Here is a 15372-nt window from a genome sequence, read left to right on the forward strand (position 1 = left end):
CTACTGTGCTGTCACTGTAGCGCTATCGGCGACGAGCGTGACAAAGTCCAAGTCAATTGAGGCGAATCCCCCACTGACCTCGAAAGACACGACCTCGCCGGAACACGTGACCGTCACGGTGCCGCTGCCCAGCTGGGCGAGCAGCGGCTGGCGGCCCGGGAGAATACCCAGGCTGCCGTCAACGGTCGGGATCTGCACCGACAGCGCCGCGCCGTGCCACAGTCGTCCCTCGTGAGAGACGACCTCCACCTGCAAGGACTTGCCCGATGCCATCAGGCTTCCTTGGCCAGTTCGTGGGCGTTGCGCTCCAGGTCGTCGATGCCACCGCAGTTGTAGAACGCCTGCTCCGGAACATCGTCATAGTGACCTTCGGCGATGCGCTTAAACGCCTCGATAGTCTCCGACAGCGGCACGGTCGAGCCGGGAACACCCGTGAACTTCTCGGCCATGTACATGTTCTGTGAGAGGAACTGCTCGATGCGGCGTGCACGTGCAACCGTGATCTTGTCGTCTTCGCTCAGCTCGTCGACGCCAAGGATGGCGATGATGTCCTGCAGTTCCTTGTTCTTCTGCAAAATGGCCTTGACGTGCGTGGCAACGTCGTAGTGCTCGCGACCCACCAGGGCCGGATCAAGGATGCGCGAGGACGAAGCCAGCGGGTCGACGGCGGGGTAAATGCCCTTGGCCGCGATCTCACGGGAAAGCTCGGTCGTCGCATCCAGGTGAGCGAAGGTCGTCGCCGGCGCCGGGTCGGTGTAGTCGTCGGCGGGCACGTAAATCGCCTGCAGGGAGGTGATCGAGTGGCCACCGGCGGAGGTGATGCGCTCCTGGAGCTGGCCCATCTCGTCAGCCAGGTTGGGCTGATAACCCACGGCCGAGGGCATGCGGCCCAGCAGCGTGGAGACCTCGGAGCCCGCCTGGGTGAAGCGGAAGATGTTGTCGATGAACAGCAGCACGTCCTGGTGCTGAACATCGCGGAAGTACTCCGCCATCGTCAGGCCGGTCAGGGCGATGCGCAGACGCGTGCCCGGCGGCTCGTCCATCTGGCCGAACACGAGGGCGGTCTTGTCGAAGACGCCCGCCTCTTCCATTTCACCGATCAGGTCGTTGCCCTCACGGGTACGCTCGCCGACGCCGGCGAACACGGAGACGCCGCCGTGGTCCTGTGCCACGCGCTGGATCATCTCCTGGATAAGGACGGTCTTGCCGACGCCCGCGCCACCGAAGAGGCCGATCTTGCCGCCCTGGACGTAGGGGGTCAAAAGGTCGATAACCTTGATGCCGGTCTCGAACATCTTGGTGCGGGCCTCGAGCTGATCGAAGGCCGGGGGCTGGCGGTGGATCGGCCAGCGCTCGGTGACCTCGAGGGTCTCGCCCTCTTCGAGGTTGAGCACGTCGCCGGTCACGTTGAAGACGTGGCCCTTGGTCACGTCACCGACGGGAACGGAGATGGGGGCGCCGGTGTCGGTGACGGGGGCGCCGCGCACGAGGCCGTCCGTGGGCTTGAGCGCGATCGTCCGCACGAGGTTGTCGCCGAGGTGCTGGGCGACCTCGAGGGTCATCGTGAAGCTCGACTCGCCCTCGCCCTGGCCGGCGAGGTTAACCTCGACCGTCAGCGCGTTGTACAGGGGCGGGATGCGGTCCGGGGGAAACTCGACATCGACGACAGGGCCGACGACGCGGGCGACGCGCCCCTCGGCGATTGCAGGTGTATCAGTCATTATTTTACTCCGTGTCTCGAAGGGCTCAGCTCGCGCCCAGAGCGTCGGCCCCGCCCACGATTTCGGTGATTTCCTGGGTAATTTCCGCCTGGCGGGCCGAGTTCGCCAGACGCGTGTACTTCGTGATCAGCTCCTGGGCGTTGTCCGTCGCCGTGTGCATGGCGCGCTGGCGCGATGCCAGTTCGGACGCCGCCGACTGAAGCAAGACGTTGTGAATGCGCGCCTCGACGTAGAGAGGCAGCAGCGTATCCAGGACAGCCTCGGGCGAGGGAATGAACTCGTACTCGGGCAGCGCCGAGGCCGGGTCATCGGCGTAGCCGCGTTCGACCGTGCGCTCCTCGTCGGACTCGGGGGCGTCCACGACCGTCAGCGGCAGCATCTGGCGCACCTCGGGAACTTGGCTCATGACCGTCTTGAAGCGCGTGTAGACGAGATGAAGCTCGCCAACGCCAGTCGCGGGGTCCTCGTCCAAGAATCGTTCCAGGAGCACGCGCGCGATGTCGCGCGCGGTGTCGGCAGACGGCGAATCCGATTCGCCCTCCCACTCACGCTCGATCGGGACGCCACGGAAGCGGAAGTACGCCGCCGCCCTGCGCCCGAAGGTGTAGAGCACAGGCTCGCGGCCGTCCGCCTCCAGGTCGGCGATCAGCTTCTCCGACTCACGCAGAATGGTCGCCGAGTAGGCTCCCGCCATGCCACGATCCGATGCCACGACCAGGATGGCGACTCGCTGGGTGTCCTCGCGGTCTTCCGTCAGCGGGTGATCGAGGTCGGTGTGGACCGCGACCGCCGCGACCGCCTGGGTCAGGGCCTTCTCGTAGGGCCCCGCCTCGGTGGCAGCACGCCTAGCCGCGCCAATACGAGACGCAGCGATCATCTCCATGGCGCGGAAGACCTTCGCGAGCGTCGTCGTCGAGGCGATGCGCTGCTTGTAGATCCTCTGCTGTCCGCCCATCGGTTAGGCCTTCTCGTTCGTGCGGCCGCGCGAGATCTCCTCGCGGGTGCGCTCCGCCGAGACCTCACCCTCTTCCAGGTCGCTCACGCCGCGCCCGGCGCTCAGCCACTGGCGGTGGAACTCCTCGACAGCGTTCTTGAGGGCTTCTTCGGTGTCCTTGGTCAGGTCGCCGGTTGCAGCAATGGTGTCCAGGACGGTGGAGTTCGCGTGAAGGTGGTCCAGCAGGCCGCGCTCGAAGCGCAGGACGTCGGAGACCTCGATGTCGTCAAGGTAGCCGTTCGTTCCCATCCAGATGGAGGCGACCTGGTCTTCCATGGCGTAGGGCGTCGACTGGGGCTGCTTGAGCAGCTCCATGAGACGCTCACCGCGGGTGAGCTGGCGGCGGGTCGCGGCGTCCAGGTCGGAGGCGAACATGGCGAAGGCGGCCATCGAGCGGTACTGCGCGAGGGTGAGCTTGAGCGTACCGGCGACCTTCTTCATGGCCTTGGGCTGCGCGGCGCCACCGACACGAGACACCGAGATACCCACGTCGACGGCGGGACGCTGGTTCGCGTTGAACAGGTCGGACTGCAAGAAAATCTGGCCGTCGGTGATCGAAATGACGTTCGTCGGAATATAGGCCGACACGTCGTTTGCCTTCGTCTCGATGATCGGCAGGCCCGTCATCGAGCCGCCGCCGAGGGCGTCCGACAGCTTCGCGCAGCGCTCCAGCAGGCGCGAGTGCAGGTAGAAGACATCGCCCGGGTAGGCCTCGCGCCCCGGCGGGCGACGCAGCAGCAGCGACACCGCACGGTAGGCCTCGGCCTGCTTGGACAGGTCATCGAAGACGATGAGGACGTGCTTGCCCTGGTACATCCAGTGCTGGCCGATGGCCGAGCCGGTGTAGGGGGCCATGTACTTGTAGCCGGCGGGGTCCGAGGCCGGGGAGGCCACGATGGTCGTGTACTCCATGGCGCCGGCGTCCTCGAGCGTGGAGCGCACCGAGGCAATGGTCGAGCCCTTCTGACCGATCGCCACGTAGATGCAGCGCACCTGCTTGTTGGGGTCGCCGCTCTTCCAGTTGTCGCGCTGGTTGAGGATCGTGTCGAGGGCGATGGCCGTCTTGCCGGTCTTGCGGTCACCGATGATGAGCTGGCGCTGGCCGCGGCCGACGGGGATCATCGAGTCGATGGCCTTCAGGCCCGTGGCGAGGGGCTCGTGGACGCTCTTACGCATCATGACGCCGGGGGCCTGCAGCTCGAGCGCGCGGCGCCCCTCGAGGTCCGTAATCTCGCCGAGGCCGTCGATCGGGCGGCCCAGGGGGTCGACCGTGCGACCGAGGTAGCCGTCGCCGACAGGCACGGAGAGGACCTCTCCAGTGCGGTGGACGACCTGGCCCTCTTCGATGCCGCCGAAGTCACCGAGGACGACGGCGCCGATCTCGCGCTGGTCGAGGTTCATGGCCAGGCCCAGCGTCCCGTCTTCGAAGCGCAGCAGTTCGTTCGCCATGGTGCCGGGCAGGCCCTCGACGTGCGCGATACCATCGGCCGTTTCGATGACGTGACCCACCTCTTCGGTGGCCACGTCCGCCGGACGGTAGGACTCCATGAAGGAGTCCAGTGCTCCTCGGATTTCCTCCGGGGAGATGCTGAGGTCAGCCATGAGGATTCCTAACTAGGTAAAAGAAAATAGTGTGTGTACGAGAGGTGCTAGCTGGCAATCGCGTCGCGCGCTGCACTGATTCGGCTGGCCAGCGAAGCGTCGATGGCGCTCATGCCTGCGCGCAGGCGGAAACCGCCGACGATGTCCGGGTCGATCGAGATCGCCAGGTCAATGGGCGTGCCGTAGCGCTTCGTCAGAATCGCGCGCAGGCGCTCAACCTGCGCCTGGCTCATGGGCGAGGCCACGGCCACCGTCACGAAGAGGCGATCCTGCATGGTCGCCGCCCACTGCGCGTACCTGCGCAGGTTGTGCAGGAGGCGACCGTGGTTCGATCGTCCGACGGCGCGGCGCAGCAGGCGCATCGTCCAGACGCTGACGCGCTGCGCGAAGAGCCTGCTGGCGATATCGCCGCGCTCGTGGGAGTTGCCCTTAGAGGTATCAGAGAGGCGCACGCGCACCTCGCGGTGGTGCGCCAGGAAGTAGCGCACCTGGAAGAGTTCCTCGCGGACCTGGTCGAGTGCGCTGTGCGCCCCCGCAGCGTTGAGCACGCCGAGGATACCCAGAACCTCGAGCGTATCGGTGACGTCGGCGGGTCGGCGCCAGTGCTCAGCGACGAGCGCGTTGAGGACCGTCATGGTCGCGCCGGTCACGTGCGAGGCGAAAGCCTGCGCGGCCAGGGAACGCTTGTCAGCGGTCGAACGCGCCGGGTCAGTCAGCGCACGCCCGAGGCGGGCGTTCTCCTTGAACAGGTCGGCCAGGCCGAAGAAGTCTTCGGCGACCCGCATCGCGTCGGTGCCGGGGACGGCGAGTGCCGCCGCGAGGTCACCCGCGAAGGGGACGGACTCGATCGTGCGCATCTGGGTCATCGCTTCTCCTCGACCAGCTCGCTGTCGGCCTCGAGCTCATCGAGGAAACGATCGACGACGCGCGAGGTCAGAGCCGTGTCGGTGAGCTGCTCGCCGATGATCTTCTCGGCGAGCTCGGAGGCGAGCAGGCCCACCTCGGAACGAAGCGAGATCTGCGCGGCCTGCTTCTCGGCGAGAATCTGGCGCTGCGCACCCTCCAGGATGCGGTTCGCTTCACCGGTGGCCTCCTGGCGGGCGGCGGCCACGATGGCCTTCGCCTCGTCGTTGGCGCGCTCACGAATCGTGTGCGCCTCGGCATGGGCCTGGCGAATGATCTCCTCGCGCTCGCGTGCAGCGGCGGCCTGGTCGGCCTTCGCTTGCTCGGCGGCGCCAAGGCCCTCCTCGATCTTCGCAGCGCGCTCGTCCATCGTCTTGTAGATGCGAGGCAGCGCGTAGCGTCCGACGAGGAGCAGGACGATGAGCAGGACGAGAGCCGACCAGAAAATCTCGTACAGCGGCGGCAGGATGACGGCGAGGCCGCCGACCTCCTGGTCCGCAGCGGCGACAATCTGGTGCATGGCGATCACTTAACGATGAGCGGCAGAACGAAGCCGATGAGGCCGAGGGCCTCGACCATGCCGGCGCCGATGATCATGTTGGTGAAGAGACGGCCGGCAACCTCGGGCTGACGGGCGGTCGCTTCCTGGGTCTTGCCGACCATGAGGCCGATACCGAGGCCGGGTCCCAGGGTGGCGAGGCCATAGCCGATGTAGGCGAATGCTGCGGTTCCCATAGTGGTTTCCTTCTGTTAGTAACGCCGGATGGCGTTGGGGGTCAGTGATGTTCGATGGAAAGCTTGATGTACACGGTCGACAGAATCGTGAAGATGTAGGCCTGCAGGAAGGCCACGAAGACCTCGAAGCCGGTCATCACGAACATCGCCGCGCCGGTCAGGGCGGAGGCGGCCGACAGGACAGAGAGTTCGTGGAGCAGGATCGCCGTGCCGAAGTAGGTCATGCCCAGCAGGAGGTGACCGGAGATCATGTTGCACAGGAGTCGCAGCGTCAGCGTGACGGGACGAACGATGAAGTTCGAGAGGAACTCGATGGGCGTGATCAACAGGTACATGGGCACGGGCAGGCCGGGCGGGAAGAGCTGGGAGGAGAAGAATCCTCCGATGCCCTGCTTGGCGATGCCGGCGCCGATGAAGGTCACGTAGGTGATGAGCGCGAAGACCATCGGCACTGCGACGACGGAGGAAGCCGCGATGTTGATGCCGGGGATGATGCCGGCGATGTTCATCGACAGGACGCCGAAGAACAGGAAGCCGATGAAGCCGGAGAACTTGCGTCCGGTCTTGGGACCGAGCATGTCGAGGGCGACGTTGTCGCGGATGTATCCTGCGATGGCTTCCACGGCCATCTGTGAGCGCGTGGGAACCAGCTTCGGCTTGCGAGCCACCGCCACGAGGACGACGCTCACGAGGACTCCCATGACGACGCGGGCGAGGGTGAGGCGGTTGAACTCGAAGAACGTTCCTTCACCAAAGATCACCGTGGGGAAGAAGTCCTCCAGAGCAGGCTGGTGGGGGTGCTGGGTGAAGGCCGGGTACGCGGTCGCGGCGATGATCAGGAGTAGGATCGCGAGGCTCACCCAATACCAGCGCGGCTTTGACGCTGCGGTGCGGCGAGCAGGCGCGTTATTGGACACGGAACGTGCCTCCTTCATTGTCACTCCATTGGTGCCGTTGCGATGCAAGCAACTCGAACCATTCTATACAGATCAGCGGGTGCATGGCACGCGCAGCAGTTACTCGGTGGTGGACCTCGGCTCGACGGTCATCGTGCGCCTGCGGGCGACGACGATCATCTCCACTGTCGACGACACGATAATCGCGACGATCGTCGCGATTGCGGCGAGGCGCACGTTCATGCCGAGCGCCTTCGGCACGTACAGTCCCGCCGCGAGGAGGGCGATCTTGGCGACGTATCCGCCGCTGACCCACGCCAGGAATCGCGCGGGAGAGCGCAACGCGCGGGACGTGAAAAACCACTGCGCCCCGCAGATCACGGCCACCATGGCGAGGGCGAGGATGTAAGTCATACGGCGGGCTCCTCTTGCGAGCGTTCTTCCTTGGGGAATTCACGGGTGGTGATGGCGACACCGACGGAGGACGCGATGAGCGCGACCAGGGCGACGACCCACCAGTCGAAGACGAGCAGGCCGACGGCAGGAACACACACGATCGCAGTCCACATCCACAGAATCGCGACGACCCCGCGGTGGGAGTGACCGGCGACGAGGAGGCGGTCGTGGAAGTGGGAGCGGTCCGCCACGAAGGGGCTCTTGCCTCGCCTCATGCGCCGAATCGAGGTGACGACCAGGTCGAGGACCGGCATGAAGATGACGGATAGCGGCAGGATGAGGGGCAGTGCGGAGACGATCATCTGTTGACGGCCCAGGAGCGTCGGGTCGATCTTGCCCGTCACGATGATGCCGGCGGCTCCCAGGACGAGGCCCATGGTCTCCGCTCCCCCGCCCATCATGATCGAGGAGGGGTGGAAGTTGAACCAGAGGAAGCCCGTGCACACGCCGAGCAGCGCGATGACGATGAGGCTGGCGGTTGTCGCGTAGGAGGCCGCGCCCATCAGACGGGTGATGATGTAGGAGTAGACGAAGAAGGACCCAGCTCCAATCGCGATCATGCCCGATGCCAGGCCGTCGAGACCGTCGATGAAGTTGACGGCGTTCATGATTCCGACGATGAAGAAGACGGAGACGAAGAGCCACAGGCGGGAGGACCCGAGCGTCAGGCCGAAGATCGGGAAGGACGCGAGCTGGACGCCGCCGAAGGCCATGCCCCCCGCGATGAGCACCTGTCCTCCGAGTTTGGCCATCCAGTCCAGCTCGATGATGTCGTCGATGATTCCGAGCACGCACATGGCTCCGGCTCCGGACATGACGGCCCACGGGATGGTCCCGGTGAACAGGGGCGCCATGTAGGGGATGCGCGAGGCCAGCAGCATCGTGATGATCAGGGCAAGCGTCATGGCGACGCCGCCGAGTCGCGGGATGGGTTTCTTTTGCAGGTCGCGTCCGCGCAGGGGCGGCACGATGTTGAAGCGTAGGCACGTCCAGCGCACGACCGGGGTGAGGATGATGGTGAGCGCCATCGCGATGGCGGCGAGCAGCAGGTAGACCTTCACGCGCGCCCCTCCCCCGGCGTTTCGATCGCGACGCCGGCGGCCTCGCTCAGGTCGGCGAGGCTGATGGTTCCCATGCGGAGAACGCGCGGGGCGCCGTGGGCGCAGTCGACGATGGACGAGGCCGTGGAACCGACAGTGGGCCCGGCGTCGAGGTAGAGGGAGACGGCGTCCCCGAAGGAGGAGATGGCCTGGTCGACCGTGGTGGCAGGAGGCTGTCCGGTCAGGTTCGCCGAGGTCACCGCCATGGGGCCGACGTCGGCCAAGAGGTCGAGGAGGGCGCCCTGGTCGGGCATGCGCACTCCGATCGTGCCGCCCGTCTCCCCCAGATCCCAGCCGAGGTCGGGGCGCGCACGCAGGATGAGGGTGAGCCCACCGGGCCAGAAGGCGCGGGCGAGCGCGCGAGCATAGTCGGGCACGTCCACGCACAGGGAGTCGATGGCGTCGATGGAGGCGACGAGAACGGGAGGGGGCATCTGGCGTCCCCTCCCCTTGGCGGCGAGGACGGCGGCGACGGCGTCGGGGTTGGCAGCGTCGCAGCCGATGCCGTAGACGGTGTCGGTAGGCACGACGAGCAGTCGTCCCTGGGCCAGAGCGGACCGGGCATCGGCCAGGTCGTCGGCGTTCAGGGACGTGGTTGCGCGTCGGATGGTCTCACTACTCATCACGTTTATTGTGTCATGGAAGCGCTTGATTGCGCGGACTTGGGCGCGCGTGCACGCAGGAAGCGTTTGCGGCCCGCCAGGTCAGCAGCGGTGTCGATCTCAACCATGCCGACGCGCGCCGCGTGCTCGCGCATCACCCGCTCCTGCGTGGGCGAATGTTCCATGAGCAGCAGGCCTCCGGGGCGCAGCAGCGAGAGGGCGCGGAGCATGATCCGCACGGGGATCTCGGTTCCGTCCGCGCTGCCACCGTAGAGGGCCGCGTGGGGGTCGGCGGCCGCCTCGGGCTGGGTGGGCATCTCGTCGGCGGGCACGTAGGGGGGATTCGTGACGACGACGTCGACGAGGCCGTCGAGGAAGCCCAGCGTCGCGGGGTGCGTGGCGTCGCCGCGCACGAGGTGGAGGCCGCAGGCGCCGACCCGGTCGCGGTTGAGGCAGGCAAGCGCGAAAGGATCGGGTTCCTTTTCCACGGCCCAGACCTCGGTGCAGGCGGACTCGGTGGCGACTGCGAGGGCGATGGCTCCCGAGCCGGTGCACAGGTCGACGACGCGGGCCTCGCCCCTGGCAGCCACAACCGCCGCGGCCTCGTCGATGGCGAGCCCGGCAAGGACCTCCGTTTCGGGGCGCACGACGAAGACGCCGGGGACCGACTGGAGGGTGAGAGACCGGAAATACATCCGGCCGGTGACGTGCTGGAGGGGGATGCGCAGGGCACGCTCGCTCACGCCGGCGCAGAACTTCTCCTTCTGGTCCTCATTGAGGTGGGTCGGCAGGGCCCACTGCGAGGAGGCGTCGCACGCCCACTCGAGGAGCTCACGCACGTCAGCATCCGGGGAGGCGACCCCGGCCTCGTCTAGGCGTGTGCGCGCCCATGCGCGTGCCGCAGCGACCTCCCACGTCCCCATCGTCTGCTCGCTCATGCGTTTGCCGCGGCGGCCAGGCGTTCGGCCTCGTCGGCCTCCTGCAACGATGCGATGACGGCGTCGAGCGCGCCCGACAGGACAGCGTCGAGGTTGTGGGCCTTGAAGCCCGTGCGGTGGTCCGCGATGCGGTTCTCCGGGAAGTTATACGTGCGGATACGCTCGGATCGGTCCACGGTGCGCACCTGCGAGAGGCGCTGAGCCGAGGCCTCGGCCTCCCTCTTCGCGCGAGCCTCCGCCGCGAGGCGCGAGGCCAGCACGCGCAGGGCCGCCTCCTTGTTCTGCAGCTGGGACTTCTCGTTCTGCATCGACACGACGATGCCGGAGGGAATGTGGGTGATGCGCACGGCGGAGTCCGTCGTGTTGACCGACTGGCCGCCGGGACCGCTGGAGCGGTAGACGTCGATGCGCAGGTCGCCCGGATCAATGACGATCTCGTCATCGTCCTCGATCTCGGGCATGACGAACACGCCGACGGCGCTCGTGTGGATGCGCCCCTGCGATTCGGTGACGGGCACGCGCTGGACGCGGTGGACGCCACCCTCGTACTTCAAGTGAGCCCACACGCCCTCGTCGGGGGCGGGAGTGCCCTTCGCGCGGATCGCCAGTGTGATGTCCTTGAAGCCACCCAGTTCCGTGTGGGTCGCGCTCAACTCGGTGACGCTCCAGCCGTGCGCCTCGGCATAGCGCCCGTACATGCGCGCCAGGTCGGAGGCAAAAAGTGCGGATTCTTCTCCGCCCTCACCGGCCTTGATCTCGAGGATGACGTCCATGGCATCCTCTGGGTCGCGCGGGACAAGGATCGTGACGAGGGCCTCGTGCGCGGCGGCTTCTTCCTCCTCGAGGGCGGGGATCTCCTCGGCGAACGAGCGGTCCTCGGCTGCAAGCTCGCGTGCCGCCTGGAGGTCGCCGGAGGCCGCGCTCAGTCGATCAGCCGCCGCCTTGACGCGCCCGAGCTCGGCGTATCGCCTACCCACTCGGCGCATCAACTGCGGATTCGCGAGGGTCGCCGGATCCGCCATCTGCGCCTCGACCTGCGCGTATTCCTCCAGCAGCGGGCCCAGGGCTCCAAGCTCATCCGTCGAGGCCACGATTCACCACATCCTTGTCCTTCTCAGAGTTTAAAAATGCGGCGGCGCCGCCAGCCGTCAGGCCGACGACACCGCCGTCGAGCTAGCCGCTCACCCTCACTTGGAGGGACGCACGCGCTTGCCGTAGCGAGCCTCGAACTTGGCGACGCGGCCGCCGGTGTCGAGGATCTTCTGCTTGCCCGTGTAGAACGGGTGGCAGGCCGAGCACACGTCCACGCGCATCTCGCCGGAGGTGATCGTGGAACGGGTGTGGAACGAGTTGCCGCACGTGCAGGTCACGACGGTGTCCACGTATTCGGGGTGAATGCCCTTACGCATGGAATTCTCCTGGATCGTTTGGTGCTCCGGGTCCGGACATGCAGCGTCCCCCGCATCTGGCGGGGGCTCGCCCTCCAGCGCGCGAGCAGCGCCTGGGGCATGCCGGTGAACCGGTAAGCCGACATGCCATTATCGCACAGCACCCCATCAGCTTCAACGACGGCCCCTCCCCGTGGGCGTGAGATCGGCTATGGGTGAAGCCCGACCATCGTCCCCCGTGCCCGCTAGTTGGAAGACGAGGCGCCGGCCTCGGTTAGAACGCGATCTCGTTCCTGTGCGGACCAATGTTCGCCGCCGACGTCAGGTAGGTCGCGCGCGAGGAGCCGTACCGCGACATCCCGTCCCACACGAGGTAGCGGTGGAGGTACGCGGGAGGCACGTAGACCTCGGCGTTGAATGCCACGAAACGCGCGGTTGAATGGGCAGCGCTTCCCCCAAGATCGATACCCGCACTGTTTGCCGTCAGGCGAATCGCCTGGGCGGGATTGTAGGTATACGTCACGCCAGCAATACGGTACGCGCCGATGTAGCGAACTTCGTTCGTGCGCAGCTTTTCCCCCGCCCCAGTGCGCCAGCGCTTGTAGCGCCTGCGCCCAAGCATCGATGTGTCGGAGGCGAGAACCGCCTCGATGAGTCGCACCAGACGCACCCTGGCCTCGTCGGCGATGGCGTCGAGGCGCTCAAGAGCCTGCGCGGGAGTAATCGCTACGCGATCGAGGCTCTCTCCGATGCCGATGACGGCCAGGCGTTGCTGATCCATCCACTCGACAAGGGAAGTGACCATGGTTCTCGCCATCGGCTCCCTGCTGCGCCACTGGATGGAGTCCGTGATGGTCTCAATAACAGTCAGGTCCTCAAAGACGACCCCCATCTCGTTGTCCCATACCCTCCGCCAATTGGGACCGCGATCGAAGAACTCGCACGCGGCCATCATCGCCGCGTCGGCATCCATCAGTGAGGGAAAGCTAGCGACGACCCGCTCCGCGCTCCGCGACGTCGCCGCGCTCAGCAACGCGGGGGAGGATAACGCACCATACGAGGCGACCACGGCTCGCGCCCTCTCACGCTCCGCGCGGGCGGCCTGGTAGCGCGCGGTCACGCCACGCTCGTAGCGCCCACTTGTCAGGAGCGTCGCGACAGCGAGGTCGACCGACACGTGGCGCCTCTCCAGGTCTTCCCAGCCCCTGATAGCCTCACGTGTCCTCTCACGCGAGAGGCGCTGCAGCATCGCGCCACGCGCCAGGATGGCAACGCCCACGATCGAGGCCACCCACGCGTACCAGGCGGGCCACTGGATCGCGCGCGAAAAGCCCACCAGTAAAGCGATGCCGAGCCACGCGGGGGCCGCGAGGAACAGGGCCAGGCCCGCTCCGAGGCGCAGACAACCGCGCGCGTTTGGCGAGAGCGCGCCAGGGGGCGCGGCGTTGTTCATCGGAGCGTTTGTCACTGGCGTCATGGCTCCACTTTGGCATGCTTCGCCCCCATCCGCTCAGCACTGTGATGTCCATCAGAAGGACGATGAGGAACCGGAGCCCGAGAAGCCACCCGAGGAGGACCCATAGTCCGCCCTCGACGTGCTCAACGAGGAACTGCCGCATCCACATCGCACGTCAGATATCGATCAAGATACATCGGCAGCAGATAGATGGATGCGCGGCCAGCCGTCAGGACACCGGTCGCCGGGGCTGGCAGCCCTTCGAAGTCAACGCCTGCGGAGTTTGCGATCAGTCGGATCGTGGCTGCCGAATTGTACTCGACATCAGTATCTGCGTCCTCGCTCCAGTAGGCCCCGTCGTACTCGGCGTTAGCCGCGGTCAGGCTGATTCCTGCTTCCTTCCATCGCGCGTAGCGTGCGCGTCCCTGCGACGAGGAATCGGTAGCGAGAGTCGCCTCGATGAGCTCCGCGGTGCGCGCTCGCGCCTCGTTGGCTATCCGGTCGAGTTCTTCCAGTGCCTGGGCGGGACCGAGCTGCCTGCCCTCGAGGCGTTCTCCGAGGTTGATCACCGTGTCCTTGTCATCCCCCACATGCTCTCGGAAAGCCTCGATGTCCGTCAGAATATTGGGGTCCGTGCCGATTGCTTCGAGGGTGTCTGCGACATCATCGAGGACGTCCAGGTCTTCGATGATCGGGCCAATCTCGTTGTCCCACACGTCGCGCCAGCCGGGCGCAAAGGCGAACAAGTCGCGTGCAGCCATGATCGCTGTATACGCGTGGGCAAGGCGAGCCATCTGCGCAAGGATCTCATCCTCGGCCCCGCCCGATGCCACGCTGAGCGATGCGAAGAAACCCGCAGACCTGCACTCCTCGATTCGAGCGCCAACCCTGACGTGTTCGGCTCGGGCACACTCGTAGCGCGCAGTCAGTCCGCTCTCGTAGTGCCCGGCGCGAACGAGCGCGGAGAACACACGCTCAACCCGCGCCCGTTGCGTTTCCAAGGATGCCCAAGTCTGCGCGATCCTCGTCATTTTCTGACGCTTCGAGCGCCGAAGACTGACCCCGCCCCACAGCACGCCGATTCCGCACAGCGCCATGATCCAGCCACTCCAATGCGGCCAGTCAACCGCCTTCCCCATCCCGTGATGGGTCTGATCGTAGATGGCGATTGCCAGCTGAAGGGGAGCCGGCAGCGAGAGGACAAGACCGACAACGAGGCGCGCAAACCCGCGCACAGCACTCCAGGATCGGCGCGAGACACCCCGTGCCGCCCGCGTATTGGCCGTATTCGGCGCCGTGTTCGCCATGCGCCAATTCTGGCACAGGCCTTGTCGGTTGTCCGGCATTCGCACGTACACCTCATCAGAAAACGGGGCGAGCGGCTCTCGCCACTCGCCCCGCCTCCGACGCTCCGATCACTCGGAAGGCGTGGTCTTTTGGATGAGCATAAGGAACTCAGCGTTGGACTGGGTCTCCTTGAGCTTGTCGAGGACCAGCTCGAGGCCCTGCTGCTGGTCGAGGGTGCCCAGGACGCGGCGGAGCTTCCACATGATGCGTAGCTCCTCGGGCGCAAACAGCAGCTCCTCGCGGCGGGTGCCGGAGGCGTTGAGGTCGATCGCGGGGAAGATGCGGCGCTCGGCGAGCTGGCGCGACAGGCGCAGCTCCATGTTGCCGGTGCCCTTGAACTCCTCGAAGATGACCTCGTCCATCTTCGAACCCGTCTCCACCAAGGCGGAGGCGATGATGGTGAGCGAGCCACCCTCGGAGATGTTGCGGGCTGCACCGAAGAACTTCTTGGGCGGGTACAGGGCCGAGGCGTCGACGCCGCCGGAGAGGATACGGCCCGAGGCGGGCGCCGCGAGGTTGTAGGCGCGCGACAGGCGGGTCAGCGAGTCGAGGAGCACGACGACGTCCTGGCCCAGCTCGACCAGGCGCTTGGCGCGCTCGATGGCCAGCTCGGCGACGGTCGTGTGGTCGGAGGCGGGACGGTCGAAGGTGGAGGCAATGACCTCGCCCTTGACGATCGAGCGCATGTCGGTGACCTCTTCGGGGCGCTCGTCCACCAGGACGACCATGAGGTGCACCTCGGGGTTGTTCAGCTCGATGGCCTTGGCCATCTGCTGGATGACCATCGTCTTGCCGGCCTTGGGCGGGGAAACGATGAGGCCGCGCTGCCCCTTGCCCACGGGGGCGACCAGGTCGATCACTCGGGGTGTGAAGGCCTTGGGCGAGGTCTCCATGCGCAGCTGCTCGGAGGGGTAGACGGGGGTCAGCTTGCCGAACTCGCGGCGCGCCTGCGCCTGCTCGACCGTCATGCCGTTGACCGAGTCCACGCGCACGAGGGCGTTGTACTTCTGGCGCTGACGCTCGCCCTCGCGGGGCAGGCGCACGGCGCCGGCCACGGCGTCACCGGCACGCAGGCCCCAGCGGCGCACGTTGCCGAGCGTCACGTAGACATCATTCGGGCCGGGCAGGTAGCCGGAGGTGCGCACGAAGGCGTGGTTCTCCTGAATGTCGAGGATGCCGGCGATCGGCGCGAGGTTGTCCTCGCCGCCGCGCGCGGGGCGGCCCTCGCGGCCCT

The 15372-nt window shown here is 66.5% G+C and carries 17 protein-coding genes; all 17 read right to left on the reverse strand.

All coding sequences use genetic code 11. From position 1 onward, the window contains the following. The gene (locus HMPREF1138_RS00670) at window positions 1–273 is read right to left on the reverse strand and encodes a F0F1 ATP synthase subunit epsilon (RefSeq protein WP_009055262.1); all 273 of its coding nucleotides are present in this window, start codon (window positions 271–273) and stop codon (window positions 1–3) included. Beyond that, window positions 273–1721: a F0F1 ATP synthase subunit beta gene (gene atpD, locus HMPREF1138_RS00675; RefSeq protein WP_009055275.1), complete on the reverse strand. Its 1449-nt coding sequence runs from the start codon at window positions 1719–1721 to the stop codon at window positions 273–275. The genes HMPREF1138_RS00670 and atpD overlap by 1 nt, the downstream gene beginning before the upstream one ends. Window positions 1722–1746: 25 nt before the next feature. Then, window positions 1747–2676: a F0F1 ATP synthase subunit gamma gene (locus HMPREF1138_RS00680; protein WP_009055282.1), complete on the reverse strand. Its 930-nt coding sequence runs from the start codon at window positions 2674–2676 to the stop codon at window positions 1747–1749. 3 nt (window positions 2677–2679) lie between these two features. After that, the gene (gene atpA / locus HMPREF1138_RS00685; protein ID WP_009055240.1) at window positions 2680–4317 is read right to left on the reverse strand and encodes a F0F1 ATP synthase subunit alpha; all 1638 of its coding nucleotides are present in this window, start codon (window positions 4315–4317) and stop codon (window positions 2680–2682) included. Between the two features lie 47 nt (window positions 4318–4364). Continuing rightward, on the reverse strand, window positions 4365–5183 hold the full coding sequence (locus HMPREF1138_RS00690; RefSeq protein ID WP_009055259.1) for a F0F1 ATP synthase subunit delta: 819 nt from the start codon (window positions 5181–5183) through the stop codon (window positions 4365–4367). Then, window positions 5180–5740, reverse strand: a complete 561-nt coding sequence (locus HMPREF1138_RS00695) for a F0F1 ATP synthase subunit B (protein ID WP_009055307.1) — start codon at window positions 5738–5740, stop codon at window positions 5180–5182. Before HMPREF1138_RS00695 ends, HMPREF1138_RS00690 begins: the two co-directional genes overlap by 4 nt. 5 nt (window positions 5741–5745) lie before the next feature. Beyond that, complete coding sequence (gene atpE, locus HMPREF1138_RS00700; RefSeq protein WP_003792932.1) at window positions 5746–5955, reverse strand: ATP synthase F0 subunit C; 210 nt, start codon at window positions 5953–5955, stop codon at window positions 5746–5748. A 41-nt stretch (window positions 5956–5996) separates the two neighbouring features. Further along, window positions 5997–6890 carry a F0F1 ATP synthase subunit A gene (gene atpB / locus HMPREF1138_RS00705; protein WP_009055290.1) on the reverse strand — a complete coding sequence of 298 codons (894 nt, stop codon included), beginning with the start codon at window positions 6888–6890 and terminating at the stop codon, window positions 5997–5999. 81 nt (window positions 6891–6971) lie between these two features. Continuing rightward, on the reverse strand, window positions 6972–7265 hold the full coding sequence (locus HMPREF1138_RS00710) for a hypothetical protein (protein ID WP_009055264.1): 294 nt from the start codon (window positions 7263–7265) through the stop codon (window positions 6972–6974). After that, the gene (locus tag HMPREF1138_RS00715; RefSeq protein ID WP_009055246.1) at window positions 7262–8368 is read right to left on the reverse strand and encodes an MraY family glycosyltransferase; all 1107 of its coding nucleotides are present in this window, start codon (window positions 8366–8368) and stop codon (window positions 7262–7264) included. Before HMPREF1138_RS00715 ends, HMPREF1138_RS00710 begins: the two co-directional genes overlap by 4 nt. Beyond that, window positions 8365–9030 (reverse strand): L-threonylcarbamoyladenylate synthase, encoded by a 666-nt coding sequence (locus tag HMPREF1138_RS00720; protein ID WP_039936307.1) that lies wholly within the window; start codon window positions 9028–9030, stop codon window positions 8365–8367. The genes HMPREF1138_RS00715 and HMPREF1138_RS00720 overlap by 4 nt, the downstream gene beginning before the upstream one ends. Before the next feature lie 5 nt (window positions 9031–9035). After that, complete coding sequence (locus tag HMPREF1138_RS00725) at window positions 9036–9947, reverse strand: N5-glutamine methyltransferase family protein (RefSeq protein ID WP_039936308.1); 912 nt, start codon at window positions 9945–9947, stop codon at window positions 9036–9038. After that, window positions 9944–11038, reverse strand: a complete 1095-nt coding sequence (gene prfA / locus HMPREF1138_RS00730; RefSeq protein WP_009055303.1) for a peptide chain release factor 1 — start codon at window positions 11036–11038, stop codon at window positions 9944–9946. Before prfA ends, HMPREF1138_RS00725 begins: the two co-directional genes overlap by 4 nt. Window positions 11039–11134: 96 nt before the next feature. Further along, window positions 11135–11356, reverse strand: a complete 222-nt coding sequence (gene rpmE / locus HMPREF1138_RS00735) for a 50S ribosomal protein L31 (protein ID WP_009055255.1) — start codon at window positions 11354–11356, stop codon at window positions 11135–11137. Window positions 11357–11609: 253 nt separating this feature from the next. Next, window positions 11610–12812 carry a DUF5129 domain-containing protein gene (locus HMPREF1138_RS00740; RefSeq protein ID WP_155887111.1) on the reverse strand — a complete coding sequence of 401 codons (1203 nt, stop codon included), beginning with the start codon at window positions 12810–12812 and terminating at the stop codon, window positions 11610–11612. Between the two features lie 122 nt (window positions 12813–12934). Continuing rightward, window positions 12935–14098 carry a DUF5129 domain-containing protein gene (locus HMPREF1138_RS00745; RefSeq protein ID WP_039936314.1) on the reverse strand — a complete coding sequence of 388 codons (1164 nt, stop codon included), beginning with the start codon at window positions 14096–14098 and terminating at the stop codon, window positions 12935–12937. 108 nt (window positions 14099–14206) lie between these two features. Continuing rightward, window positions 14207–15372 (reverse strand): transcription termination factor Rho (gene rho, locus HMPREF1138_RS00750; RefSeq protein ID WP_009055261.1); only part of this gene is annotated, 1166 nt, incomplete at its 5' end.

The organism is Actinomyces sp. ICM58, assembly GCF_000283035.1.
GTDB lineage: Bacteria > Actinomycetota > Actinomycetes > Actinomycetales > Actinomycetaceae > Pauljensenia.

What these genes read in the sequence shown, in the direction of transcription:
- HMPREF1138_RS00670 (WP_009055262.1), bottom strand. Translation starts at nt 273, where the DNA reads ATGGCATCGGGCAAGTCCTTGCAGGTGGAGGTCGTCTCTCACGAGGGA.
- atpD (WP_009055275.1), bottom strand. Translation starts at nt 1,721, where the DNA reads ATGACTGATACACCTGCAATCGCCGAGGGGCGCGTCGCCCGCGTCGTC.
- HMPREF1138_RS00680 (WP_009055282.1), bottom strand. Translation starts at nt 2,676, where the DNA reads ATGGGCGGACAGCAGAGGATCTACAAGCAGCGCATCGCCTCGACGACG.
- atpA (WP_009055240.1), bottom strand. Translation starts at nt 4,317, where the DNA reads ATGGCTGACCTCAGCATCTCCCCGGAGGAAATCCGAGGAGCACTGGAC.
- HMPREF1138_RS00690 (WP_009055259.1), bottom strand. Translation starts at nt 5,183, where the DNA reads ATGACCCAGATGCGCACGATCGAGTCCGTCCCCTTCGCGGGTGACCTC.
- HMPREF1138_RS00695 (WP_009055307.1), bottom strand. Translation starts at nt 5,740, where the DNA reads ATGCACCAGATTGTCGCCGCTGCGGACCAGGAGGTCGGCGGCCTCGCC.
- atpE (WP_003792932.1), bottom strand. Translation starts at nt 5,955, where the DNA reads ATGGGAACCGCAGCATTCGCCTACATCGGCTATGGCCTCGCCACCCTG.
- atpB (WP_009055290.1), bottom strand. Translation starts at nt 6,890, where the DNA reads ATGAAGGAGGCACGTTCCGTGTCCAATAACGCGCCTGCTCGCCGCACC.
- HMPREF1138_RS00710 (WP_009055264.1), bottom strand. Translation starts at nt 7,265, where the DNA reads ATGACTTACATCCTCGCCCTCGCCATGGTGGCCGTGATCTGCGGGGCG.
- HMPREF1138_RS00720 (WP_039936307.1), bottom strand. Translation starts at nt 9,030, where the DNA reads ATGAGTAGTGAGACCATCCGACGCGCAACCACGTCCCTGAACGCCGAC.
- HMPREF1138_RS00725 (WP_039936308.1), bottom strand. Translation starts at nt 9,947, where the DNA reads ATGAGCGAGCAGACGATGGGGACGTGGGAGGTCGCTGCGGCACGCGCA.
- rpmE (WP_009055255.1), bottom strand. Translation starts at nt 11,356, where the DNA reads ATGCGTAAGGGCATTCACCCCGAATACGTGGACACCGTCGTGACCTGC.
- HMPREF1138_RS00740 (WP_155887111.1), bottom strand. Translation starts at nt 12,812, where the DNA reads ATGACGCCAGTGACAAACGCTCCGATGAACAACGCCGCGCCCCCTGGC.
- HMPREF1138_RS00745 (WP_039936314.1), bottom strand. Translation starts at nt 14,098, where the DNA reads ATGGCGAACACGGCGCCGAATACGGCCAATACGCGGGCGGCACGGGGT.